Origin of the sequence: Paenibacillus xanthanilyticus, from assembly GCF_042682185.1 — a bacterium.
GTDB classification, from domain to species: Bacteria; Bacillota; Bacilli; order Paenibacillales; family Paenibacillaceae; genus Paenibacillus_Z; species Paenibacillus_Z xanthanilyticus.
This window is the reverse complement of the sequence record NZ_JBHUHA010000001.1, coordinates 1,562,945-1,589,767: the sequence shown is the minus strand read 5'-3', so window position 1 is coordinate 1,589,767 and position 26,823 is coordinate 1,562,945. Positions and strand designations below refer to the sequence as shown.

Annotated in this window: 14 protein-coding genes; 12 read left to right on the top strand and 2 right to left on the bottom strand. The window is 55.8% G+C overall.

The window, feature by feature from the left end:
* Positions 1-104: 104 nt before the first annotated feature.
* The 3 genes from ACFSKT_RS06455 to ACFSKT_RS06445 all read left to right on the top strand — a co-directional run bounded on the left by ACFSKT_RS06455 (position 105) and on the right by ACFSKT_RS06445 (position 7,562).
* Positions 105-2,852, top strand: a complete 2,748-nt coding sequence (locus tag ACFSKT_RS06455) for a family 43 glycosylhydrolase (protein ID WP_377716696.1) — start codon at positions 105-107, stop codon at positions 2,850-2,852.
* A 55-nt stretch (positions 2,853-2,907) separates the two neighbouring features.
* The gene (locus ACFSKT_RS06450; protein WP_377716694.1) at positions 2,908-5,754 is read left to right on the top strand and encodes an endo-1,4-beta-xylanase; all 2,847 of its coding nucleotides are present in this window, start codon (positions 2,908-2,910) and stop codon (positions 5,752-5,754) included.
* Positions 5,755-6,128: 374 nt separating this feature from the next.
* Positions 6,129-7,562 (top strand): glycosyl hydrolase, encoded by a 1,434-nt coding sequence (locus ACFSKT_RS06445; RefSeq protein WP_377716692.1) that lies wholly within the window; start codon positions 6,129-6,131, stop codon positions 7,560-7,562.
* 108 nt (positions 7,563-7,670) lie between these two features.
* Here the strand turns inward: ACFSKT_RS06445 and ACFSKT_RS06440 are convergent, their stop codons facing one another.
* Entirely contained in the window at positions 7,671-9,770 is a 2,100-nt protein-coding gene (locus ACFSKT_RS06440) for an alpha-amylase family glycosyl hydrolase (RefSeq protein WP_377716779.1), read from the bottom strand.
* A 570-nt stretch (positions 9,771-10,340) separates the two neighbouring features.
* Between ACFSKT_RS06440 and ACFSKT_RS06435 the strand changes: the two genes are divergently transcribed.
* From ACFSKT_RS06435 to ACFSKT_RS06410, 6 genes are all read left to right on the top strand, one after another.
* Positions 10,341-12,140, top strand: a complete 1,800-nt coding sequence (locus ACFSKT_RS06435) for an alpha-glycosidase (RefSeq protein ID WP_377716690.1) — start codon at positions 10,341-10,343, stop codon at positions 12,138-12,140.
* Positions 12,127-13,134 carry a zinc-dependent alcohol dehydrogenase gene (locus ACFSKT_RS06430; protein ID WP_377716688.1) on the top strand — a complete coding sequence of 336 codons (1,008 nt, stop codon included), beginning with the start codon at positions 12,127-12,129 and terminating at the stop codon, positions 13,132-13,134. The genes ACFSKT_RS06435 and ACFSKT_RS06430 overlap by 14 nt, the downstream gene beginning before the upstream one ends.
* A 71-nt stretch (positions 13,135-13,205) precedes the next feature.
* Positions 13,206-16,298, top strand: coding sequence for an extracellular solute-binding protein (locus ACFSKT_RS06425; RefSeq protein ID WP_377716686.1), 3,093 nt, complete (start codon positions 13,206-13,208; stop codon positions 16,296-16,298).
* 14 nt (positions 16,299-16,312) lie between these two features.
* The gene (locus ACFSKT_RS06420; RefSeq protein ID WP_377716684.1) at positions 16,313-16,972 is read left to right on the top strand and encodes a RibD family protein; all 660 of its coding nucleotides are present in this window, start codon (positions 16,313-16,315) and stop codon (positions 16,970-16,972) included.
* Positions 16,972-17,682, top strand: coding sequence for an HAD family hydrolase (locus ACFSKT_RS06415; protein WP_377716682.1), 711 nt, complete (start codon positions 16,972-16,974; stop codon positions 17,680-17,682). The genes ACFSKT_RS06420 and ACFSKT_RS06415 overlap by 1 nt, the downstream gene beginning before the upstream one ends.
* Positions 17,683-17,685: 3 nt before the next feature.
* Positions 17,686-19,047 (top strand): MATE family efflux transporter, encoded by a 1,362-nt coding sequence (locus tag ACFSKT_RS06410; RefSeq protein WP_377716680.1) that lies wholly within the window; start codon positions 17,686-17,688, stop codon positions 19,045-19,047.
* 136 nt (positions 19,048-19,183) lie between these two features.
* Here ACFSKT_RS06410 and ACFSKT_RS06405 read toward each other — a convergent pair whose 3' ends face one another.
* On the bottom strand, positions 19,184-20,935 hold the full coding sequence (locus ACFSKT_RS06405) for an alpha-glycosidase (protein ID WP_377716678.1): 1,752 nt from the start codon (positions 20,933-20,935) through the stop codon (positions 19,184-19,186).
* Positions 20,936-21,264: 329 nt separating this feature from the next.
* Between ACFSKT_RS06405 and ACFSKT_RS06400 the strand changes: the two genes are divergently transcribed.
* The 3 genes from ACFSKT_RS06400 (at position 21,265) to ACFSKT_RS06390 (ending at position 26,682) form a co-directional block, all read left to right on the top strand.
* Entirely contained in the window at positions 21,265-23,082 is a 1,818-nt protein-coding gene (locus tag ACFSKT_RS06400) for a sensor histidine kinase (protein WP_377716676.1), read from the top strand.
* Entirely contained in the window at positions 23,082-24,662 is a 1,581-nt protein-coding gene (locus tag ACFSKT_RS06395) for a response regulator (protein WP_377716674.1), read from the top strand. The genes ACFSKT_RS06400 and ACFSKT_RS06395 overlap by 1 nt, the downstream gene beginning before the upstream one ends.
* A gap of 190 nt (positions 24,663-24,852) precedes the next feature.
* Positions 24,853-26,682 (top strand): sugar-binding protein, encoded by a 1,830-nt coding sequence (locus ACFSKT_RS06390; protein WP_377716777.1) that lies wholly within the window; start codon positions 24,853-24,855, stop codon positions 26,680-26,682.
* The last annotated feature ends 141 nt before the right edge of the window (positions 26,683-26,823 follow it).

Sequence of the window (26,823 nt, the reverse complement as noted above, 5' to 3'; positions counted from 1 at the left end):
GAATATGGCTCGATCGGCCAACAGCCTGCTGGCTTTGTCTTCATCGATGGGGGACGGCTTGTTCCCCCATCTCGCATTGCCAAATCGGGGAGGATCACGAAAATATGCCGAAAAGAAAATGGATGGTGCTCCTATTAGCCATCGTGTGCGCGCTAGGTGTCCTGCCCGTCGGAACAACCTATGCGGACGGAACCGCCGCCAAGAATCCGATTATATGGGCGGATGTGCCGGATGTTTCCGTGATCCGGGTCAATGATGCGTATTACATGAGCAGCACGACGATGCATATGAATCCGGGCGTTCCGATTATGAAATCCAAGGATCTCGTGAATTGGGAAATCGTCAATTACGTGTACGACATTCTCGCGGACGGCGACAAACAGACGCTCTCCAATGGCCAGAACATGTACGGGCAAGGTTCTTGGGCAAGCAGCCTCCGGTATCATAAGGGCAAATTTTATATCGCGTTTGCTTCCAACGATATCGGGAAAACGTTCATCTTACAGACGGCCGATATCGAGCATGGCCCATGGGAGAAGCATGAACTTGCCGGCGGGGTGTATCATGACATGTCGCTGCTGTTTGATGATGATGGACGCGTCTACATGGTATATGGCGGCGGATCGATCAAGGTCATTGAATTGACCGCGGATGCCACCGCGATTAAGCCCGGCGGGATGAATAAGACGATTATTCAAAATGCGAGCGCTCCCGGAGGAACGGGCGGTCTAGGGGCAGAAGGCTCGCACATTCACAAAATCAACGGAAAATACTACATCTTCAATATCTCCTGGCCGGCAGGGGGAATCCGCACGGAACTTGTCCATCGGGCGGATCGAATCGACGGCAGCTATGAAGGGAGAGTCGCTTTGAAGTCGGGCAGCCAATCGAATGGCGCCGGCGTAGCGCAGGGCGGAATCGTTCAGACGCCCGACGGCAAATGGTACGGCATGCTGTTCCAGGATTATGGTTCCGTGGGACGTATTCCTTACGTGGTGCCGATGACATGGAGCGGGGATGGTTGGCCGGTGTTCGGCGATGTCAATGACACGGGCATTCCTGCCGAGTTGTCCAGAGCGTGGGTCGCATCCGACAGCTTCGATCAACGCGAGAAGCAAATCCATGCCTATCATACGGAGACCGCTAGCGGCGAGAATGACGGCAACGGCTCCCATCTTGCGGGCGTGTGGCAATGGAACCATAATCCGGACAATCGCCATTGGTCGCTCACCGATCGACCAGGGTATCTCAGATTGACGACCGGAAGGACGAGCACGAGTATTCTGAATGCCCGCAATACGCTTACGCAGCGAACGTTCGGACCCGAAAGTTCGGGGACGATCGCGATCGACGTCAGCCAGATGAAAGACGGGGATGCTGCCGGGATTGCGGCTTTCCAGCAGAATTACGGTTTCGTTGGCGTGAAGATGACCGGTACGTCCAAATCCATCGTGATGGTCAAAGGCAATTCGAGCTCCGCGGATGAAGTATCGAACGTACCGCTGTCTCAGAACATCGTGTATTTAAGGGTCGAGAATGATTTTAAGAATCGGACGGATAAAGCCAATTTCTATTACAGTCTGGACGGCGAGCGTTGGGCCTCCATTGGCAGCACGCTCCAAATGTCGTATACGCTGCCGCATTTTATGGGCTACCGTTTTGCTTTGTTCAATTACGCGACCAAGACGACGGGCGGTTATGTCGATTTCGATTATTTCAACCTCGATGACAAGCTGAAAGGAGCGAACCTCGACGACAGCTCCGTCGTGGCGATCGAAGCCGAGACGGCGTCGGTGCAGGGTGCGATCGAAGGGCACGCCTGGTCGCAGACCGACGGACAGGCGACGAAAGCGATGCAGTTCGGACCGGATACGGGCTTCGCGATGACGGGAACGGACGCCGCCACGCTCGCTTCCGGCTCCAAGCTCAGCTACAAAATCAACGTGCCGGCGGCAGGCGCCTATAACGTCTGGCTGCTGGCCAAGAGCGCGGATTATTCCGGCGACTCCGTCCATGTCGGCGTGGATAACGCCTACCGTTTCACGTCCAACGGGATTCACGGCGTAAGCGGCGGTCAGTTCAAATGGGCCAATATTAGCGGCGCCGACGGGGGCATATTCGGAGGCGCAGCCCTGACGCTCACGCCCGGCGAGCACGAGCTGAACTTCTGGGGCCGGGAGGACGGACTGTCGATCGACCGGATTTACCTGACGACGAGCAGCTCGACCGCGGATCCGATCTGGCCGCCCGTTCAGCCGCAAGCGCCTTCCGTTTCGCTGTCGGCGCCGAGCACGGTGAAACCCGGCGCAAGCTTAGCGGTGTCCTTAAGTCTGGATGCGATGATACAAACTGTATATGCCGAAGACATCACCTTGTCGTACGACGCCGACGTATTCGAATACGTCAGCGCGACCGGCGCGAACGACAAGGTTCAGATCGCGGGCGAGGACTCGGAGACGGACGGCCAGGTCAGATTGATCGCCGCGAATATTGGCGGCGTATCCGGGGCTAGTACGCCGGCGCTGAAGGTAACCTTCAAGGTGAAGGCGGGCATCCACGATACGACGGGCACGATCGCGGTTACCCGGGCCGAGCTCGGCGTAACGGCAGCGGGAACCGAGATCGAGGCCGCGCTTAGCAGCAAGCGCATTACGGTAGGCAGTCCGGAAACGTCGGCAGACGCGAACCAAGACGGACGCTATTCCGTAGGCGATCTGGCGATGGTCGCGACCCATTACGGTAAGGATACCAGCAGCGCGGATTGGGCGGCAGCCAAGCGGGTCGATATGAACAACGACGGCAAAATCGATATTGTCGATCTGTCCGATGTGGCAGCCAAAATCCTCGATTAGAAGCGTTCAAGAAGAAGAAGGTTGTCTCGCTTGCATATAGAAGGAGGAGAAAGAAATGAGAAGAACATTCAAGCAAACGATCTCGCGATTGCTCGCTGCAGCCTTGCTCATCCCGGCTGTTTGGGTTGCGCCAATTGCGGAATCGGCGGCGTCGGCTGCGAGCGGCAGGAGCATCGCCAAGCCTACTTCGGTTACGCATGATGTAGAGGTTGCCGAGGCTTCCGCCGTATCATTCGACGCGATCAACTTCGAGAACCAAACGACAGGCGGCTTTGCCGGTCGGGCGGGGACGGAGACGTTGACGGTAACGAATGAAGCCAACCACACGGAAGGCGGTTCTTACGCGCTGAAGGTAGAGGGCCGGACGCAGACGTGGAACGGTCCCGCGCTGCGCGTGGAGACATTCGTGGAGCAAGGCTATGAATACAAAATTTCGGCCTGGGTGAAGCTGATCTCTCCGGCGAGCTCGCAGCTCCAGCTCTCGACGCAGATCGGCCAAGGCAGCGGCGCCAGCTACAATAGCTTGCAGGGCAAAACGATTAGCCAAGGCGACGGATGGGTGCTGCTCGAAGGAACCTACCGCTACACCAGTCTAGGCGACGGGTTCGCGACGATCTATGTGGAGAGCTCAAGCGCCGCCGCCGCTTCCTTCTACATCGACGATATCCGGTTGGAACGCGGATCCGCTCCAATCGCCATCCAGAAGGACCTGAAACCGATCAAGGAGGCGTATCAACCTGATTTTCTGATCGGCAATGTCGCTTCCGCGGCTGACCTAAGCGGGGTGAAGCTCGAGCTGCTCAAGCACCACCACAATGTCATTACGGCGGAGAATGCGATGAAGCCAGATGCGACCCAACCGACGAAGGGCAACTTTACGTGGTCGGATCAACTCGTCGACGGCGCGCTGGCGCAAGGCTTAAGCGTACACGGTCACGTGCTGGTCTGGCATCAGCAGACGCCGGCATGGATGAATACGGCGAATGGTTCTCCGCTTAGCCGCGAAGAAGCGCTAGCCAACATGCGGACGCATATTAAGACCGTCATGGAGCATTACGGCGATCGACTCATCTCGTGGGATGTGGTGAACGAAGCGATGAACGACAATCCGTCGAATCCATCCAATTGGAAAGCGGCGCTGCGCCAATCCGATTGGTATAAGGCGATCGGCGAAGACTATGTCGAGCAAGCATTCCTGGCGGCGCGGGAGGTACTCGATGCGCACCCGGAATGGGACATCAAGCTGTATTATAACGATTACAATGATGACAATCAGAACAAAGCGCAAGCGATCTACAGCATGGTGAAGGAGCTCAACGAGAAATATGCGCTGACGCACCCGGGCAAGCGGCTGGTCGATGGGATCGGCATGCAGGCGCATTATAGCGTGAATACGAATCCGAACAACGTGAAGCTGTCGCTGGAGAAATTCATTTCCTTGGGCGTTGAAGTGAGCGTCACCGAGCTGGATATTCAAGCTGGCAGCGATGGGGTTCTGACGGAGGAGCAAGCGATCGATCAGGCGTATTTGTACGCGCAGCTGTTCCAGCTATATGGCGAACACGCGGAGCATATTGCCCGCGTCACCTTCTGGGGATTGACGGATGCTACGAGCTGGAGGTCGGCGAACAATCCGCTGCTGTTCGATAAGGATCTGCAAGCCAAACCGGCTTATTACGGCGTGATCGATCCGGCCAAGTTCATCGAGGAGCATCCGCCGACATCGGGCAGCGCCAATCAAGGGACGGCGGTCTTCGCCAAGCCGGTCGTCGACGGGGCTGTCGACGAGGCTTGGAGCCAAGCGCAGCCGATGCCGGTTAACCGCTATCAGACGGCCTGGCAGGGGGCAGCCGGAACAGCCAAAGCTTTATGGGACGATCAGAACCTGTATGTTCTGGTGCAAGTGAAAGACACGCAGTTGGATAAGACGAACGTCAATGCGTGGGAACAGGACTCCGTGGAGATTTTCGTGGATCCGAACAATGCCAAGACATCGTCTTATCAGGAAGATGACGGGCAATACCGGGTCAATTTCGACAACGAGATTTCGTTCAATCCGGCGAGCATCGCGGATGGCTTCTTCTCGGCTGTTCAGAAATCGGGCACGAATTACACGGTGGAGGTCAAAATCCCGCTGACTTCCCTATCGCCGGCCGATGGCAAGAAGCTGGGGTTCGACGTCCAGATCAATGACGCCAAAGACGGCATCCGCCAAAGCATCGCGGCATGGAACGACGCGACCGGAACTGGCTACATGGATCCGTCCGTGTTCGGCGAACTGACCTTGACCGGCAAAACGGGTCATGCCGACGTCCCGGCCGTTGCCTTGTCCGGTCCCGCGCAAGTATTTACCGGACACCCATTCGAGCTTACCTACGGATTAACGAAAGTGAAAGCCGACAACGGTATTCTGGCGCAGGACTTAACCTTTACCTACGATCCGGAGAAGCTGCAATTCGTTACGGCGACATCGCTCGACGATGCGATTGACGTCATCGGCGTGAACGAGGATACCGCCGGCAAAGTCCGGATCCTGCTGGCCAGCAAAGGATCGGACAATGCCGTAACGGCCGAAGGCGCGTTGTTAAAGCTGGAATGGAAACCGCTCCGTCCGGCTGCAAGCACCGGCATTCAGCTCGCGCAAGCCGAGCTGGCCAACGGCGAAGGTAAAGAAGTAGAGCTTGCCGCTGCCGGCCATACGCTCCGAATCGTAGATCAGCCTTCCGGCGATCTGAATAACGACGGACGCTACTCCATTGGCGACCTTGCCATGGCCGCCTCCGCATACGGCAAGAAGGCCGGCGATCCGGACTGGAGCCAATACAGCAAGATGGACCTCAATCATGACGGCTTGATCGATATCGTAGACCTCTCCGCCATTGCGAGTTTGATTCTGCAATGACCGGATGAGACAACCGCGATGAATGACTAGACGAAGAAGCTGCCCGAATTTACATTCGCGGCGGCTTCTTTGCTGCATTGTCGATTCGATCGGCGAAGCGCCTGTCACATGCCGGACACCCAATGCCTAAGCCGTGGGGGGGGGGATGTAGCGTGGAGGGCAATTGCAGGCGACCCCAAAAGTAAAAATATATTTAAATAAGTATAAATTATTTAATTAAACATATTTACACGGTAGGTTAATTTGTTTAGAATATTTAAATGTAAGCGAATACAAATATTTCGAGAGGGGGGCTAGGGGCTTCGTGCATGTGCCGAGCCATATCGAGTACAGGGGATGTGAAGGTTATTAAATGACGAAAAAAGCGAGGTATAATGATGAAAATGGCAACTCAAGATCAAGGTGTTAAATGGATCGTGATCCTTTCGATGTTGGTCAGCATGCTCGTTTATTTCACGCCATCGCCGTCGTCTGCGGCCGATATCAATCTAGCGTACGGCCGCCCCGTTATCGTATCGTCTTCCGAATCCGCCCATCCGGGATCCAACGCGGTGGACGCGAATGGCAATACGAGATGGTCTTCAGGGTTTGCGGACAACCAGAACTTTATTGTTGACCTGGGATCCCCTCAAACCGTATCGCGTGTGCTGATCAAGTGGGAGGCCGCCTATGCAACCCAGTTTCAGATCCAGACCTCCACGGACAATGTGAGCTGGACGACGAGATACGAGAACTACAATGCGACCGGTGGCACCAGCTCGATTTCCTTTCCGGCTGTAACCGCCCGATATGTGAAGATGTTCGGGATTAAGCGCGCAACCGCTTACGGTTTCTCGATCTGGGAGTTTGAGGTTTATGGAAGCGCTTCCGAAAGTGCGGTGGGCGTTCTGGATTACCTCAAGGGGACAGGCCGAACGGGTACGGTTATCGGCGAGCACAACCGGGAGCCCAACTCCGATCCGGCCAAATACACCAACGCGATTATTGGCATCACGGGCAAAACCCCGGCTCTCTGGAGCGGTGACTTCCTCTTCTCCTCCAGCGATGTGAGCAATCGGCAGACGATGATCAACGAAGCGAAGAAGCAGTGGGCGAATGGGGCTATCGTGCAACTGATGATGCATGTCACGCCGCCAACGCAGCCGGAAGTGGGAAATTGGGATGGCGGCGTGGTGAGCGAGCTGTCAGATTCGCAGTGGTCCTCGCTCATTACCAATGGAGGAACGCTGAATACCGCGTGGAAAAAACGTTTGGACACGTATGCCGGTTATCTGCAGCAGCTGGAGGACAGCGGAGTCACGGTTCTTTTCCGGCCATTTCACGAAATGAACCAAAGCGTATTCTGGTGGGCGGGCAGACCGGGGACGAATGGAACGGCGGCGCTGTACCGACTGACGCGCGATTATCTGGTGAATACCAAGGGCCTGACCAACCTGATCTGGGTGTGGGATATGCAGGATCTGGAAAGTCCGGACAAGTTCGTATCCACCTGGAGCTCCTATAACCCCGGCAGTTCTTACTGGGACATCTTCGCGCTGGATATTTATAATCCGGACTTCTTCACGACGGCGAAGTATAATGCGGCCTTGACCGTAGCCGGCGGCAAGCCGATCGCCATCGGCGAATGCGCCAAGCTGCCGAGCTCGAGCGTTCTTGCGGCACAGCCCAAATGGGCTTTCGCCATGGGCTGGTCGGAATGGGTGTACGAGCCCATTAACGGGGTGGAGTACAATACAGATGCCGAGATCCGAGCGGTATACAATGCATCGAATGTGATCACCAAGGATGAGCTTCCGAAGTTGAAATAACCCGGTTCGGCCTGAATCCGGTAATCTGTTGAAAACGAGCAAAAGCCGTTCATCGCTTCGGATGAACGGCTTGCTTCATTCCTATGGGGTTAAAGTATCGTCATGCGCTTACGGTTGCCAGTTGACGATCGTCGTCCCGGTACCGCTGGTCGGCGTCGTGAACGTGTGATTCGAGCCGCCCTCCCATGTAACAGTGGAGCCGTTCTTCTTGATGAATTTGAATTGAATCGCGGTGCCAGCCGGGACGCTGACGTCGTAGTACCACGTCGGGTAGGTCGTCATGACTTGGTTGAACAGCGGTCCGATCGCTTTCGCCGCATCCCAATTGCCCAGCTCGCTGACGCTGCCGACGAGGTACAGGTTTTCGCCCAGATTGGTTGTCGCGTTATTGACGATGAAACGCACGCTCACTTGCTGGCCAGTCAATACGTCGACATTGTTGATCACGTTGCTGTCGACCGCCGAGGACGTGCGAACTTTCACCGCGTATTTGCCTGCAGCGACGGCCGGAACGACCACTCGAATTTGCGAGTCTTCCCAAGACGAAATGCTTGCTCCGGTTACGGCCGTCGTGCCGAAGTATACCGTGCCTTTGGTCGCGCCGAAGCCGCGGCCGTCAATCGTAATCGTATTGCCGGCTTTCGCCATCATCGGACCGACGTGACCGACCGTCGGAGCCGAAGTTGCGGCCGTGTACTGCCATACCGCTACGCCGCCTGCCGCGAGGTTGAAGGTGGAAGCCGCGCCGCCGCTGCCTACCGTGAGCGAGTTGCCGTTCAGCGTGCCGCCGAGTACATCCGCGTAAGTGCCAGCCGGCAGGGACGTCGAGAGTCCGGCGATGGAGGCTGCCGCAGTCGCGCTGCGGTTAATCGCGACGACGGCGACATTGTTGCCGAATTTACGCTCGTAAACATAGACGTCATTGTTGATCCACTTCTGCTGGGTTGTGCCGTAGGCGATCGCCGGGTTCGACTTGCGCAGCGGAGCCAGCTTCTTAATGACGTTGTAGGCTGTCGTCGTTGTCGAGAAGGACGTCATGCGCTTACGGTTGTTAGGGTCGCCGTTGCCGGTCATGTACTGCTCGGTGCCGTAGTAGATGGCGGGTACGCCGCGTGAAGTGAGCGTAAAGGCAATGGCTTGTTCCAGCTTGCGGCCGTTCGCGCCGTCGACTTGGAAACGGTCCATGTCGTGGTTATCGATGAACGTCACTTGGTCGTTTACTTCTTCGTAGGCCGTTTGCGTGCCGGAGATCATGGAGTCAAGGCCGTACATATTATCCGAGCCGTCGCGGAACACCTGGCGGACCTTCTGGCCGAAGCGGAAGTCGAGCAAGCTCATGCCGCTTTCGTTGGCGAACTGATGGTTCGCGGCATCGACCTCGTTGGCGCCGAGGAACCATTCGCCGAACGTGAACACCGGTTTGTGATTATTGATGGCGGCCATCCAGTTTTTCTGCCAGCCGAGCGGCATATGTTTGACCGCGTCGACGCGGATGCCGTCAATGCCTTTGTCCAGCCAAAGTTTGATCGCGTCTTTCATGTAACCGTCGATCGTCGGGTTTTGCAGATTGAAGTCGGCAAGATCGTACATGTTCTTATAGATGCCGTTCTCTAGCGACGAGAAGTTGGTGCCGCCGTTGTGATGGAAGTAGCCCGCCGTATCGTTCGTATAACCGCCCACGAGCGTGCCGTTGTTATACAGTCGTCCGTTGTCGGCGAACGCCGTGTTCGTCTCCATCGCCGGAGAGGTATGGTTCGGCGCGAAGTCGATGACGATCTTAATGCCTTTCGCGTGCGCCGCCGCAATCAGATTCTCGAAATCGGTCATGCTGCCGAACGCCGGATTCGTTTTCTTATAATCGCGGGCCCAATAGCCGTGGTAGGACGTGTTGTTGACGCCCGAGTAATTCACGACCGCGAAGATATTCTCCACCGGCTGCGAGATCCACAGCGCGGTTACGCCCATATTGGAGAAATAGTTGTCGTTGATTTTATTGACGATGCCCTGCCAGTCGCCGCCGCAATACAGCTTCATGTTGGAACATGTCCCGTCGAAAGCCGCGCCTGTTGGATTGTTGGAGGCGTTGCCGTCAAGGAACCGGTCCGTCACGATTTGATAGATAACGTCCGTACTGAAGTTCTGCTTGTTCTGTACGGATGTGTCCGGAGCCGCCGTTGCGAACGGAACCGCGCTGAACGCCACCGCCATGGATAAAGTAAGGGTTGAAGTAAGCTTCAAGACTGTTTTCTTCACGAAATAACCTCCAATTGAGATATGAATTAGGTTTCGCAAACAAATTCGGATTGTATAGACTTACGGAATCGCTACAATCGGGGCCTCATCTCCTATCTCCGTTTTCTGGGAAACAAAAAACAACCCACGTTTATCTCATGTGAGATGAACGGGGTTGTTTTAAACCGGCTGGTCTAAAAATCATCGCCCTCAAGTTTCCTGTTTCTGAGTTTAGGCGACGGAGGGTAAATTTGTCAACACCTATTTTGGATGCGCTTTCTCTGCTATAACTGCCTAATTTCCACAAAAAATTAATAAGGTTGTCGACAAAATTCGGCTTTACAAGGACAAATTCAGTATGATAAAGTTTCGTCCATAGTAATTTTCAGTCATCTAGATCAACCCAATACTATACTCGAATCTGAAGGCTATGTTACCTTTGCAAAAAGGCACAACCTCGCGTAATTACGCAGGTTGTGCCTTTTTTTGCGTTCCTTGGGGCATGGCGTGAGATTCGGACATTCAGATCTTAAAGGAGGTAAGGGCATGTTAGTAGAGGCTTTCTACCATCGAGCGAAAGGGAGCTGGGCTTTCCCGGACGGCTCGGGCGCCGTCTTGGTGCGGATGCGGACGAAGCGAGACGATGCGGATGCCGTGACGATTGTATTTGGCGACAAATACGACTGGTATCGCACGGAACGCCGAGCATCGATGGAGAAGCGGATTACGGATGAGCGGTTCGATTATTGGGAAGCGCTGGTTCGGCCGCCGTTCGGCCGGCTGAGCTATCGCTTCGAGCTGCAATCAGGCGAGGAACGTCACTGGTATGCGGAACGGTGGGACGCGCCGCAGCCGGGCGAGGGCGAATTCGGCAACTTTGAGTATCCGTACGTGGGCAACGCCGATCTGTACGAGCCGCCAAGCTGGGTGAAGGATGCTGTGTTCTATCAAATTTTTCCCGACCGCTTCGCGAATGGGGATGCGACGAACGACCCGGAGGAGGTCGAGGCTTGGGGCGGAAAGCCGACGCGAGAGAACTATTTTGGCGGCGATCTGCAAGGGGTCATCGACAAGCTCGACTATTTGGAGACGCTCGGCGTGAACGCGATTTATTTTAATCCGTTGTTCCAAGCCAAGTCCTACCACAAGTACGATACGACCAATTATTTCGAGGTCGATCGCCATTTCGGCAGCAAGGAAACGCTGCGGCAGCTCGTGGAAGCTTGTCACCGAAGAGGCATTCGCGTCCTGTTGGATGCCGTCTTCAACCATGCGGGGGAACATTTTCCGCCGTTCCGGGATGCGATCGACAATGGAGCGTCATCGCCATATGCCGACTGGTTCCTCGTTCGCGAGTGGCCGATGCAGGCGAAGGCGGATGGTTCAACGACGTACGAAACGTTCGGATTCGAGCCGCATATGCCGAAGTTCAACACCGCCAATCCCAAGGTGCGCGATTATTTGCTCGAGGTGGCCCGTTACTGGATTCGGGAAACGGACATCGACGGCTTCCGGCTCGACGTCGCCAACGAAGTGGATCATGCGTTCTGGCGCAAGTTCCGCGAAGCAGTCAAGTCGCTGAAGCCGGACGCTTACATTCTGGGGGAAATTATGCACGACGCGACGCCATGGCTTCAAGGCGACCAGCTCGATGCGGTGATGAATTACGCGGTCACGGATTTCGCCATGAAATTTTTCGTGAAGGACGTATTCCATGCGGCACAATTCGCGAATTGCATCGGTAATCAGCTTGCGATGTACCCGAGCAAGGTGAGCGAGATCGCCTTCAATCTACTGGACAGCCACGATACCCCCCGCTTGTTGACGCTATGCCATAACGACAAGGATCGAATGAAGCTGGCCGTGATCTTCCAGTTCACGTATCCGGGCACGCCGTGCATTTATTACGGCGACGAGGTTGGCTTAACGGGCGGCGGGGACCCGGACAATCGCCAATGCATGGAGTGGGACCCAGACAAGCAGGATCTCGATCTGCTGGCCTTCTATCGGCAGGCGACGAGGCTAAGACGTTCCAGCCGCGCGCTGAGGGACGGCGGATTCCGTTTCCTGCAGGCGGAATCGGGCGCCAGGACGCTCGTGTACGAGCGTTCGAACGAGGAGGAGCGGATCATCGTGCTGTTGAACGCGAGCGCGGAGGCGCGGACGATCGAGCTTCCGCAGTTGGACGGATCTTGGCGCGATGCGTGGCATGAGGAAGCGGCAGCGGGCGACAAGAGCGATGGCTGGTTCCTGCTTCCGCCGTATGGGTTTCGAATTTTCAAACAAGCGGGGGTACATGATGCAAGCGTTAGTATGGAGCGCAAGAAACCGGTTGGAGTTATCTGAAATCGAAGAGCCGCAGCTGGACACGCCGGACGACGTGAAGGTCCGCATCGAGCTGACCGGCATATGCGGCACGGATCTGGCCGTCATAACCGGTAAGGAGGAGGGGGCCCACGGGATCGTTCGCGGTCACGAGGCGGTTGGCGTCGTCGTAGCGGTCGGAGGACGCGTCGATCGCGTCACACTTGGCGACCGGGTCGTCATCGATCCGAACGAAAGCTGCGGCAGGTGCCGCTATTGCCGGGATGACAATCCGCATTTGTGCGAAGGTGCGGACGGGAACGGGATGCGCATCGCGGGCATCAACATGCACGGCACGTTCGCGCCGTACATGGTGACGAATCAGCGGTTTGTTCACCGCTTGCCGGAGCGGCTTGGCATGGAGGCCGCCGTGCTGATCGAGCCGCTGGCATGCGTGCTCCATAATTTCAACGTCGCGAACATCACGCGCAAAGATTCGGTCCTTATCCTCGGATCGGGACCGATGGGACTGCTGTGCCAAATGGTCAGTCAGACAAGAGCGGGATTTACCGCCGCGACCGAGGTGAATCCGTATCGATTGTCGTTCGCCCGCGAGCTGTCCGACCGCGCGTTCCTTCCGGAGGAGTTAACCGAAGAGGCGGCGTCGGAGCTTGTCCCCGGAGGCAAGTTCAACGTCGTCATCGATACCGTCGGCACGCAGCTGGAAGTCGCCGAGCGTTGGGTCGACCGGGGCGGTACGATCATACCGTTCGGCATTAATGGCAGCTATCGGCATACGATCGCGCCGACGAGCTATATTCAACGCGCCGTCAAACTAATCGGGGCGGGCGAATATCGCCATACGTTCGAAGAGGCGCTGCGCTTTGCGGCGGATCACCCGGAGCTCAGCCGCCTGGTTACGAAAACCTACAAGCTCGCGGACTACGCGGACGCCGTCCATGAGCTGCTCGGCTACGAACTCGACACCTTGACCAAGGTAAGCAGCGAGTCCGTCAAGACCGTGCTGGTACCTTGAAGATCGGGAAGACGGCCAGAACAAGGAACTTTAAAAAGAGAAGAACGACTTGGAAGGAGCTAGTCTTACAAATGGAGAGCAATAGCAGACTGGAGGCTTTAACCGCATTTCTGGCATCGCGCGCGCATTCGGAGGCGAAGCCGATCTGGATGCCCGCCGTTTGGAACCAATGCGGATTTCAATCCATTCTTGGGGAGCGGGATGGGGAAATCCTCGTCCATCCCTATCAATTTCTTAGCGAACACTTCCGTTATTTGCGGGCAACGTCGAAGCAATACGCGCCGACCAAGGCAACCGATCCGCATGACAGCGTCATCTATTCTTCGCTCGTCCGTTATACGACCGCGTGGGATTACGATCATGACGGCATGATCGAATCCGGCACCTTCCTGCGTCTGATCGTGCTGCTCCCGCTGCTCAAAACCTTCGGCGTCACTATCCTGTACATGCTGCCGGTCAATCGATACAGTCTGTTGAACCTGAAGGGCGACATCGGTTCGCCGTATGCGGTGCAATCGTTGTTCGACCTTGATCCGAATCTGCACGATCCGTTGCTGGATGGCATGGACGATTTCACGCTGCACGACGAGCTGGCCGCGCTTGTAGAGGCCTGTCATCTGCTCGACATCAAAGCGGTCGTCGATTTCATACCGCGGGTAACGGCGAAGAACAGCGAATTGATGAAAGAAAACCCGGAGTGGGTGTATTGGATCAAGAACGAAGCGCTTGAAGGCTTTGCGCCGCCGCCGATTCCGGAACTCGGATTTTTCGAGGAGTGCACGCCCGACAAGCTGGAGACCGTCTATCGCAGCAAAGATACGCAGGCGTTCCTGGACAAATTCTCGCTGCCTCCGAATCAGCTGGATCTGGCGCTGTGGGAGGCGCTGAAAGCGCGTTCGGCGCAGACCGGCGAGGAGCTGCTGACGCTGGTCGAGCAGGAGATGGGCATAACGACCGCGCCTGCGCATTCCGATTGGATCAACGACGTGCAGCCGATCTGGACGGACATCACCTTCCTGCGGCTGTACAAGGACGTATGCCCGCAGTCCCGGCCTTATTTGCGCGAAGGTCAGGCGCCTTATGTCCTGTTCGATACGATCAAATGCAATTACTACCCGGGCGAGCAGCCGAACGAAGACCTGTGGGAGCGTCTGCTAGAAGCGATCCGCTTCAATCTGGATACGTACGGCATCGACGGGTTCCGCATCGATATCGGGCATGTACTTCCGATTCCGCTGCTGACGCGGATGTTCGAGACGATCCGGGAGAAGAACCCGCACGCGATCCTGATCAGCGAGGATTTGTTTAACCGCAATCACGCGAAGGCGGCGGCGACCGGCTACAACATTATGCTCGGCAGCGGATGGAACGTCATGACCGATCTGACGAAGGACAACTTGCTATCGTACTTGCGGGAGCTCCCCGAGCTGAGCATCCCGATTTTCGCCTGCGCCGAAACCGCGGATACGCCGCGGATTACGAGCCGGGGCGGCGTTGAGCTGGCGCGAATGCTCGCCGTGTTCAACCAGTTTCTGCCCCATGCGATCCCGTATTTGACGACCGGTTACGAGGTGAACGAGAAGCAGCCGCTTAACTGCGGGCTTGGCGACAACACGAACGGGGCCGACATTCCGAGGGCATTCTTTAACCGCATGACGATCAGTTGGACGGAGAACCATGACATGATGCGGCTGCTGGCCGAGTTGCATGCCTTCAAATCGAGCAAGCCGGGACTGCTTCGGCCCGATCGGTTCTTTATCGCGGAATCGCCTTCGGATGTCGTGATCTACGGCTACGAGAACGGCGAGGAGACTGCGCTCGTCTGCATGAATGTAAGCGGAGCGTCATCGGTTCAAGTCGACCTGGCCGCCATAAGGCCGGACATCGAAGCCTACGAGATTAAGCTCGACAGCAGTCTTGATTCGACGTTGGGGAATCGCGCCGTGTCGCAATTGACGCTGGCGCCGTATCAAGGCCTGCTCTTACACCAACATAACCGCGGGGAGATGAGAACGATGCAAGAACGGACGAATAACAAGAAGGAATTAATCCTCTGGCATGAGTTTGACGGCCCGGGGGATACCTCGATCGAAGTGCTGGAGGAAATTTGCCGGCTCTATTCGGAGCGTAACGGCGTACAGGTGACGCCGCAGGTCATGAACATTACCGAACTGGGTGAACGGCTCGGCAGCGTGAAGGAATTGGGCGTCGGGCCGCATATGGCGTTCGTGCCGGCGGATATGGCCAGCTATGCCGACATCGGAGCCTATTCCAAGGTGCCGGATCGGATTGTCGCCGATCTGCTCGCCGACGACACGCTTGCGAGCATGAGGATGAACGGCGTCCAATACGGCATTCCGGTGCTGCAAGGCAACCATCTTGTGCTGTTCGTCAACCGCGACGTCTATGAGACGGCCCCGGATAGCTGGCAGGCTATTGAAGACGCCGCCGAGCGTCTGCTCGCGCGGGACATCGTGCCGATCGCAGGGGATTTGAAGCAATCGTACTGGTTCGTGCCGTTCTTGTCCGCTTTCGGCGGCTGGCCGATGGAAGAGGGCAAGCCGTCCGTGTCGACGCCGGCGATGAAGCAGGCTCTCGCCTTCGTCCGCGATAAGCAGGAGGCGGGGATACTGGCCAGCTTCGACGGCTCGACGGAATTGCTCGAGAAGTTTATCGACGGCCGGATCGGCGCGATCATTTGCGGCGAGTGGATTTTCAACTATCTCGACCAAAAGATGGGCGAACGGCTGGTCGTCGGCAGCTTGCCGAGCCTATACGACGGCCAATCGATCTCCATGTCTTCTTCGATCGGATTGGTCTACCCGAATCAGTCGTTGGAATCGGAATACGCCGAAGACATCCTCTCGTTCACGCGCTTCATGCTAAGCGAGGAATGCCAGCTTCTATGGGCGAACAAGGTGCAGCGGATCCCGACCAATCAGTCGGTCCTTAAGATGCTGGCCGAATCGAGTTCCCCGTCCAAACGGCGGCTGATCGCCCTGCTGGAGGAGTGCCGCCCGATGCCGATCCATCCGCATATGATTTATGTCTGGATCGCGATGGAGCTCGGCCTGCATTTGTTGCCGGATTACACAATCGATCAAATTTGCGCGCGAATGGAAAGCAAGCTCGAAGAGAAGCTTGCCGCCGCGAACCGGATATAGGAGGAGGAAACGCGATGAAAACGACGGTATTCAGCCAAATTTCGATCGACGGCAAACTGACGCTCGGCGCGGGCAGCTCCAGCAAAGAGCTGTTCACCCTTTTTTCGAGCGAGGACATGGAATTTATCCATAAATTCCGGGGCAACGTGCAAGGCATTATGGTCGGCAAGAACACGATTCAAACGGATAATCCGTTCCTGACCAACCGCTATGAGACGAATAAAAATCCGATTCGGATCATCCCGACCGCCACGATGGACATCTCGCTCGACAGCAACGTGCTGACCGATGAGGAGAAGACGATCATCGTCACGACGGTCCATGGCCAAGATCCGGAGAAGATGGCGTTGATTCGCAGCAGGGGCAAGGACTGCTTGATCAGCGGTTACGAGAAGGTGGATTTCGTCGGGCTGTATCGCCAGCTGGAAGATCAATACGGGATGGAGCATCTCATGGTGGAAGGCGGCGGCTATCTGAACTGGCACATCTTCGATCAGGACCTCGTCGACGAGATCATTCTCATGCAGCTGCCCATCATTATCGGCGGAGCGGACAATGTCACGCTGGTCGACGGCGAAGGCTACCGGACGATCGACTTGGCGAAGAAATTCAAGGTCGTCGAAGTCGAGCCCCGGGCCACCTATACCCTTATGCGCTTCAAGCGGGCGGTGTAATGGGGGCGGACGTGGCGGCTAACGGGATAGAGATCGGCCCGACGTCGGCCATCCGGGCGGTTATCTTCGATATGGATGGGGTGCTGGTGGACAGCGAGCCGATCTATTTCGAAATTGAGCAGGCTTCCTTTCGCCATTACGGGATCCATATGGCGGAGGAGGAGCAGCATCAATTCGTGGGCATCACGCCGGAAGAGATGTGGAGACGGGTGAAATCGCGTTATGGGCTGGCGCCTTCGGTTGCGGAGCTCACCGCCTTTCATCAAACGAACGTGCTGAAGGCGATCGAGCGTCACCGCGAGCTGGCGCCGATGCCGCAAGCGGCGGCGTTCCTCCATCGACTGAAGAAGCGGGGCATTCCGGTCGCGGTTGCCTCCTCCTCCCCAATGGCGCTGATCGAACGGATGCTGACCCGAATCGGCCTAATCGAGAAGTTCGATGCGATCGCGAGCGGCGAGGAAGTACGGCAGGGCAAGCCGGCGCCGGACATTTTCCTGCTGGCGGCCGATCGGCTTGGCGTCGAGGCGAATGCATGCCTCGTTGTCGAAGATTCGAGCAACGGGGTCAAGGCGGCCAAGGCGGCCGGCATGGCCTGCGCCGGCTTCCGCAATCCCCATTCCGGCAACCAGGATTTATCGCTCGCGGACTGGATCGTCGAAGGGTACGGCCGATTCGCGACAGACCTCAACAAATCAAAAGGGGCGGGTTAATTGATGGCCGAACAAGAAAAAGATGGATTTTACAAAAGCATCTATAAAATAGCGATTCCGGTCACGCTGCAAAGTCTGCTCATGTCGCTGCTTTACTTTACGGATCAGCTGATGGTCGGTCAGCTCGGCGATACGGCGATTGCCTCCGTCGGCATGGCGACGAAAATTTTTGGCGTCATCTCCGTTGTATTGGCCGGTCTTTCGACCGGGGTTTCCATTTATTCGGCGCAATTCTGGGGCAATAAAGACACCAGCAGCGTTACGCAGGTGCTTGGCATTGGCCTGATCGGCGGGACGGCGTTATCCTTGGTGTTTTCCATCGCCGTCTACGTGCAGCCGCAGTTTTTTCTCGGGCTGTTCACGACCGATACGAATGTAACGGAATACGGCTACATCTTCCTCCAGGTCGTGGCGATCAGCTACGTGCCGACGATGCTCACGATGATGTATTCCGCGATTCTTCGCAGCACCGGTCACGCCAATTGGCCGACGATCGTCAGTCTCGTCAGCGTCATTGCCAATGTCGTGCTGAACTATTTGCTGATATTCGGCAACTTCGGGGCGCCCGAGCTTGGCTTGAAAGGCTCCGCGGTGGCGACGGTCATCTCGAAGGTGCTGGAGTGCGTCCTGATCATCGGGGCTGTCTATTGGTACCGCCTGCCTGGCGCAGTCGGGGTGATGAATCTGCTCCGCATTCCGGGCCCGCTGCTCAAGAAGTTTATCGGAACCACCTATCCGATCCTGCTCACCGAATTGGTCTGGGTGTTAGGGGAGACCTCGTATGCCGTGATCTACAGTCGGATGGGCACGGTCGAGATGACCGCGATGACCGTGACCTTCCCGCTCCAGGGCATCAGCATCGGACTGCTCTCCGGCTTGGCCAGCGCCGCTGCCGTCATGGTCGGCAATCGGCTGGGCGCCGGGGAGTACGACATCGCACTTGCCCATGCGCGCCGTTTCGTCCGGCTAGGCATCATCATCTCGGTGGTGCTGGGCGCTGCCCTTGCCGCATTATCGCCGCTCTATGTATCGGCGTTTAATATTTCCGGCGAAGCAAACCGGCTGGCCGTGTACATCGTGCTTGTATTCGCGGGCTTCCTGTGGGTCAAGGTGTCGAACATGATTATGGCCGGCGGCATTCTGAACAGCGGCGGGGACAGTAAATATGTCTTCGCCATGGAATCGACGGCTACGTGGCTAATCGGCGTCCCATCCGGGCTGCTGTTGTCTTTCGTATGGAAGCAGCCGGTGTTCCTCGTTTATTTGGTGCTCTCCATGGAGGAGCTCGTCCGGTTCATGTTCGGTTGGGTCCGGATCAGTTCGCGGAAATGGATGAAGAATTTGGTAAGCGATATAGCGGCTTAACGCGCGGGCTGTACCGGTCGGAATGACAGGTACAGCCCTTTTAATATTGCAGCTAGCGTCAAACTCGAACCATGCCAAAGAAGCATCCCCCGCGATGATGCTAGAGGGATGCTTCTTTATACGTTCGTCGATTACCCTATTTCGTAACCCGATGCAGCACCGCAAATCCATGCGCCGGCAGCTTCAAGCTAAGTAAACTGCCGGACGTCTCGAGCACTTGACCGGAGAAAGCATCGGTCCACCGACCCGGCGTTACCTCGGCAGACAGCTCGGACGGTTTGCTTCGCGTATTCATCAAAATGAGGAAGCGCTCGTCGTTGTTCCAACGCTCGTAGATCAAGCGGTCATCGCCCGGCAAGGCCTGCAGGAAACGGATCTCGCCGGTGCGCAGCGCGTCATGCGACTTGCGAAGGCGGATCGCCTGCTTGAAGAAGTCGAACAGCTCTTCGTCGCGCTTCGAGCGGTCCCATTCCATGCATTTGCGGCAGTGGGGGTCGTTCTCGCCGTCGAGACCGACTTCGTCGCCGTAGTAGATGCACGGCACGCCCGGGAACGTCAACTGGAACAGCGTCGCTTGTTTCGCGCGCTCGGCGCTGCCCTGGCACACCGTCAGCAGGCGGGGCGTATCGTGGCTGCCAAGCAGGTTGAACGAGACCTCGTTGACTTGACGCTGGTAGCTGGCCAGCTGGGCGCTGATCGAATTGGCGAACCGGAACGCATCCGTTTTGCTCTGGCCGAAAAATTCAAGCACGGCATTCGTGAACGGGTAGTTCATTACCGCATCGAATTGATCGCCCTGCAGCCAAGGCATGGCGTCATGCATAATTTCGCCCAATATGTAGGCCTCTGGGTTGATCGCCTTCACCGTCTGGCGGAATTCGCGCCAGAAATGGTGGTCGACCTCGTTCGCCACGTCGAGACGCCAGCCGTCGATGCCGATTTCCTCGATCCAATACCGGGCAACCCCGAGCAGATACGCCTTCACTTCCGCATTCTCCGTATTCAGCTTCGGCATGATCGGCTCGAAACCGAATGTTTCGTAGGTTGGCACATAGCCTTCGAGGCGAAGCGGCCAGTCGCGAACATGGAACCAGTCCGCGTACTTGGAATCTTGGCCGTTCTCGAGCACATCGACGAAGGGCGGGAAGGTCTTGCCGCAATGGTTGAAGACGGCGTCGAGCATCACGCGGATTCCGCGCTCATGGCAGGCTTCCACCAATGTCTTAAGCGTTTCGTTCGTCCCGAAGTGCGGGTCGACCTTCATGTAGTCGGCCGTGTCGTATTTGTGATTCGTCGTCGCTTCGAAGAGCGGGTTGAAATAGATCGCATTGACGCCCAGCTCCGTCAGGTGATCGAGATGGTCGATGACCCCTTGCAGATCGCCGCCGAAGAAATTTTTGGGCGTAGGCGCGCCGCCCCATGGCTCGACGCCCTCCGGATCGTTGGAAGGGTCGCCGTTAGCGAAACGTTCCGGGAAGAGTTGATAGAAGACCGCGTCCTTCACCCATGCCGGCGGCGTGAAAATTTCGATCGGGTTCATATAAGGGAAGTCGAATACGCCGTGGTACGCATTCTCGGGCTCGGTCTCCAAAAATCCCTTCTCCAGCAGGTAAGCGCTTCCCTTCTTGTCGTGAAGCCCGAAGTAATAGACGAGCCGGCGGTGAGGAGGTTCAACGGCGGCTTCCCAATAGTCGAATAGCCGGTCGGAAAGCATACGCTTCATCGGCACGATCAGCTTCGTGTTGACCCAATCGTACTTGTCGCCACAGATGAGATCGACCCGGTCGACATCGTCTCGCTCGGTACGGATTCGAATGTGCAGCGTGGTCGCGTCGTAGGCGTACGACCAGTTTCCTTTCGCGCGATGGTAGACGGCATGCAAGTTCATTTCGTCTCTCTCCTTTTCGATGGGAAAATAAAAAAGGCACAACCCACGAATAAATCGAGGTTGTACCTTTTTGGTAACATTGCCTTTAATATGGCATAAATTTACCACAGGTTCGTCACCTTATCAAGAGGCTTGGAAGAAAAAAATGGAATCTGCTTCCCGGCGGGAAGCCGTTGCGGAGATGTGTTCGTCCGTCGATCGCGTCTGCGGGTAAGATTCATCATGCAATCGGTAAAGATTGGCGGGGTCAAGTAAAAACACGGACGTTGCAGCCCGTGCGGGAGTTACAACAAAATGAGAACATCATGACACAAACGGAGGTGCATGCGTTGCTGCGAACGATCCAAAACATGAGCGCTTCCATTCGCGGCAAGCCAGTTAAATTGGCGCTCAAAATCCCTTTCTTATATTTCCTCGTCATCTTGCTTTCGGTCGCCTTCAGCTATGTCGTGTTCAATCAAATCTCCACCCATTCGGCGCAGAACAACATGAACGAAGCATCTTTGCAAACGCTTACTTCTATCCAAACCAACGTCGATTTCATGGTGGAGAACGTGAATAACTACTCCAAGATGATCTTCTCGGATGAAAATTTGCAAAACCTGCTGCGGCAGGGGAATGTGTACGCCAATCTGCCAACGCAGTCCAAGGTCAGCCTGTATTTATACAATCTCATGCAAGCGGTTCCGATGATTGATTCCGTCTATATATTTGACAATTCGGGCAATCTCTTCTCCATCGGCACCCAGCAATCGCCGACATTCACGAGAGCGAATGTTCAGGATGCGCAGTGGTATTCGCAAGTGGTGTCCGAGCAAGGGAAATACATCTTGAAATTAAACGGAAGCGGGGCGTTCACGGAAAGCGCCGAGCAAAACTTCGTTTCCTTCATCCGATTGATTCGAGACATTGACGACACGTCGACGCTCGGCGTACTGGTCATCAACATCAAGGGCGAAGCTTTCGTCAAGGCGTATGCCAATCTGCCGAATCCAAGCGCGCTGCCCTTCGCGATTTTGGACGAGCGAAATCAGATCATCGCCGCCCATGCGACGGATGAAGTGCCTTTCGCGTTATTCGAACAGCTGCTGGCGTCGGACGATCTGGAGATCAAGCCAGCCTTGCAGCAGACAAACGCAGGCTTCCTTCCCCTGGAATCCGGGTCCCAATCCTATACGGCATCTTTTCTGACGGGAGGGAGTAATAAGTGGACGTTCTTGAGCATTACGCCCCACAATGTCGTCCGCACGGTCAATAAATCGCTCGTGCTCCTGGCGCTTGCGCTGCTCATCATCAACGGAGCCGTCTTCTTCGTGACCTCCTTCATGATTTCGCGCAGTATTATTCAACCCATACACCGGCTGCTGAGGGCGATGACCAAATCCAAAAGCGGCCGTTTCCAGAAGGTTCCCGCCACGCGCAGCAGCTACGAATTCCAACAGCTTTTCAACGGCTACAACAACATGATTGAACAAATCGATCAGCTGCTGAAGCGGATTATCGAAGAACAGCACACGATTCGCAAGGCGGAGCTCAATACGCTGCAGGCCCAAATCAAGCCGCATTTTCTCTATAACACGCTCGACTCGATTACGTCGCTGGCGCTCTCCGGATTGAACGATCAGGTATGCGACATGCTGGAGGCGCTTGGCGGCTATTATCGCGCGAGCGTCAGCAAAGGGCGGGACATCATCACGGTTGGCGAAGAGATCGAGATGGTGCGAAACTATTTGAAAATCCAAAAAGCGCGATATCGGGATATTTTCGAAGCGGTCTACGATGTGGACGAAAGCTGTTGCGCCATCCGTATTCCGAAGCTGGTCTTACAGCCGCTTGTCGAAAATTCGCTTTATCACGGCATAAGGTCCTATGGAACGAAGGGCACCATTCGGATCCGCGCACGCCGCTCGGGCGGGATGCTGACGATCTCCGTGGCCGATGATGGCATGGGCATGTCGGAAGAGGAAGTCGCGCGAATCATCGGCTCGGAGAGAGACGGGCAAATCCAGAGCTTTGGCTTGTGGGGAACCTTGGAGCGATTGCGCATTTTTTACGATGATCGAAGCCACTTCAAAATCGACAGCGAACCGGGCAAAGGAACGGCGATCACCTTATTCATACCTATAGGAGATGGAGATGAGGCATAATGGACAATCTAAAGGTTCTCATCGTGGATGACGAATACCTCATTCGGAATTTGCTCCGCATGCGCATCGATTGGGAGCAGCTGGGAATGTCGATCGTAGCGGAAGCCTCCAACGGACATGAAGCGCTTGCGCTGGCGGAGCAGTGGAGGCCGGATATCATCTTCACCGACATTTACATGCCCGTCATGAACGGGATCGAGCTCAGCGGCATGGTGCTGGAGCAGTATCCGGCTACCAAAATCGTGATCGTAACCGGACATGACGAGTTCGAGTATGCGCGCAAGAGCGTCCAGCTTGGGATATCGGATTTTATTTTGAAGCCGATCCGCGCTGCGGAGCTGCTCCAAGTCACGCATAAGCTAAAACTTAAAATAGAAGAAGAGCGTATTCGCGTTCGAGAGTTGGAACGGCTGAAGGAAGACTTGGAGCGGAATTTGCCGTATCTGAGGGAGAGGTTCCTGAACCAATGGTTAACCGGCATGCTTGCTTCCGAAGAAATTCGGGAAAAGGCGGACCATTTCAACATTCCGGTACATCCGGCCGTCTCGCTTCAGGTTGCCGTAATCGAGATTGTGCCGGTATCGGAGCAGCAATCCGAGGAGCAGCTGCTTCTGCTGCGGATGGAAGCCAAGCACAAGGCGGAAGCCTCCTTCGAGCACGATTCGGGCGTCATCGTCTTATCGGATGCCCGCAACCGCATCGTCGCCATCGCCATGGACCGGGACGTCGCGTTCGTAAGCGAGTGCCAGCGGCTTCTAGCCGACCTCATCACGTCTAATCGATGCGCCGCGAACATCGGAATCGGACGAAAATATCGGGATCTGCAGGAGTTGAGCCTTGGTTATCAGGAAGCTTCCCGCGCGCTTCAATATAAAGCCTTCGTCGGCCATAACCGGGTCGTCTGCTACGAAGATGTCGTCGATCACGATGGCGTGCTGTATCGTTCCGACCCGGACCTGCTCAAGCAGCTGCAGTTCCATGTCAGCGTCGGTTCGTCCGAACGAGCGGTTGAGATTGTACAGGCGATTTTCGGAGCGTCGTTCTCCAGCGTATCTCAATTTCGCTTGGCGGCGATGGATGTCTTCACGGAATGTCAGCATGCCGCCATCGAACAGCAGATCGAGCATGAGCGCGCGTTTCATCAGGAGACGCTGATGTCCATGCTAAGCGCGGATAATCTGCCGGAGTTACAGTCCATCGTAACCCATTACGTCGTTCAACTGTCCACGACCATTCGCGCCAAAAAAGAAGCCCCGGAAGGCAGCCTGATTACCCGCGTGAAATCGTATCTCGAGCAGAACATGAGCGATCCGGATCTGGGACTTACGAGCACGGCCGCGGCGTTTTTCATTAGTCCTGGGCATCTGGGCAGGCTGATGAAGAAGGAAACGGGCCAAACCTTCGTGGAGTATCTGACGAATATCCGCATGAAAAAAGCGGAGACGCTGCTTAAACGAACGGACCTAAGAGGCTATGAGGTGGGGGAGCAGGTAGGCATCGCCGATCCACACTATTTCAGCATCGTGTTCAAGAAAAATATCGGCAGGTCGGTCAACGAATACCGAAGCCTGAAATCCTAAAGCGGCGGGATGCTCGAATAATGAAAGCGGATGCTTGTTTTTTGAATGGAGTACGTCTGGCCGCCTCCCTAAAATAGGAGGTACAGCAACGATTCACCTGCGGAGGTTGAAAATGAAAGCGCTACAATAAGAAGAGGAGGAAATGTTGTTGAACAAGCGAACGAAGAAGTTGCTTCTGAAGCCCGTGGTGATGGCCGTCGCGGTCTCCCTTGCGTTGTCGAGCGCGCCCGGTGCGGGGGTGGATGCCGCTGCGGCCTCAGCTCAAAGCGAGCTTGCCCAGAACCAAACGAGCTCCGCGAACGAGACGCCCAAGAAACCGGCCCCCGGCCCGGCAAGAGTATCGGTAGACAAGTATGGACTGGATGCCCAAGGGAGAATGGTGGCTTATTTCGGGTCGCCCGTGATTGACGGCACCGTGGACAAAGCCTGGAAGAGCGCGCAGGTGGTCACGCCCAAACACCGAACCAACCAAACGGAGGCTTCTGCCGTCTTCAAAACGTTGTGGGATGATCATGCGCTGTACATTCTTGCCGAAGTCAAAGATCCGCAATTATCCGTCAAATCCGGCACGCCCTACATGCAGGATTCCGTGGAAATCTTCCTGGACGAGAACAACGACAAGACACAGGAATATGGCGTGGATGACCTGCATATTCGCGTGAATGTTGACAATGCACTGTCCGTGGATAACGGAAAGGTCGACCGGATTTATACCGCCGCGAGAAAGTCGGAAGGCGGATATGTCGTTGAAGCCAGAATCGCGCTCGGGGCGAAGCCGGACAATGGGAAAGCGCTTGGCATCGAATTGCAGGTGAATGACGCCAAAGAAACGGAACGCATCGGCACGATCAATGTGTTCGATTCGACGGGCGGCGCATGGAATGATACGCGGACATTCGGCGCGGTCCTCCTGACCGGCAAGACGAAAGGGGCGGTGAGCGGACGCAATCCGTACGATCTCTTGAATCTTATCCAACAGGCGCTGAAGCTTGATTTCACGCTGTACAAAAATTCAGCCAGCGTAAAGAATGCCATTATGAGCGTCATTGCCGAAAACGTCATTCAGGACGATCAAGCGACCCAAGCGCGACTGGATGCACACTATGCGGCGATCAAGGAGGCGATCAGCAGCTTGGAAATGACGGAAGAAGCGGCGAACGAGAAATATTTCAAGGCGGTTCCCGACGAATACCGGCTGGAGAGCAAGAAGCCGGGGACCATCGAAACCGTGGCGTACAAAGCGCCTAATTTAACGAGCGGGACAGACGACAAGAAGCTGAACGTTTATCTTCCGCACGGTTATGACGCTTCCGACAAGACGACGAAATACAATGTCCTCTATCTCATGCACGGCGGCGGGGAGAACGAGAATCTCATCTTCGGCGGACCTGGCCAGAGCAAGGAACTGAAGCGAATCTTGGATAACATGATCGCAAACGGCGATATGGAGCCGATGATCGTCGTGACGCCTACCTTCTACGGCGGCAAGAACGACACCGCCTTGTTCCATGAGGAGTTGATTTCAACCATTGTGCCTTTGGTGGAAACCAAGTACGCTACGTATGCCCAATCCGCGAGCGTGGACGACCTGAAAGCCTCCCGGGCGCATCGGGCATTCGGCGGCTTCTCCATGGGGTCCGTCACGACCTGGTACACCTTTATTCATGGTCTGGACTATTTCAAATATTACATGCCGCTCAGCGGCGACAGCTGGGTATTAGGTCAGGCCGCCGGCGGCAGCAAGCCAAAAGAAACGGCGGAATACCTGGCGAAGGTTGCGAAAGATTCCGGTTATACGCCGAAGGATTATTACGTGTTCGCGGCCACGGGCAATCTGGATATCGCGTATCCCAACCTGAAGCCGCAGATCGATGCCATGAAGCAATTGACGGACACATTCATTTATTCATCGGATACGACGAAAGGGAATTTCTATTTCATCGTAGGCGATGGCGGCACCCATGCTTGGAATTGGGTGAACCAGTATATTTATGACATTTTGCCGGATTTATTTCAGTAGGCGTGCCTAACCAAGCCTAGCCTCCCGTAGGGGGTTAGGCTTTTCTTTTGCATACTGGATGTTGGAATTTTGAAAGCGGATGCAGGGATTGTGAATGGAGTAATCCAGGCGCGCCTCTTAAAATGTGAGAAGAAACAACGA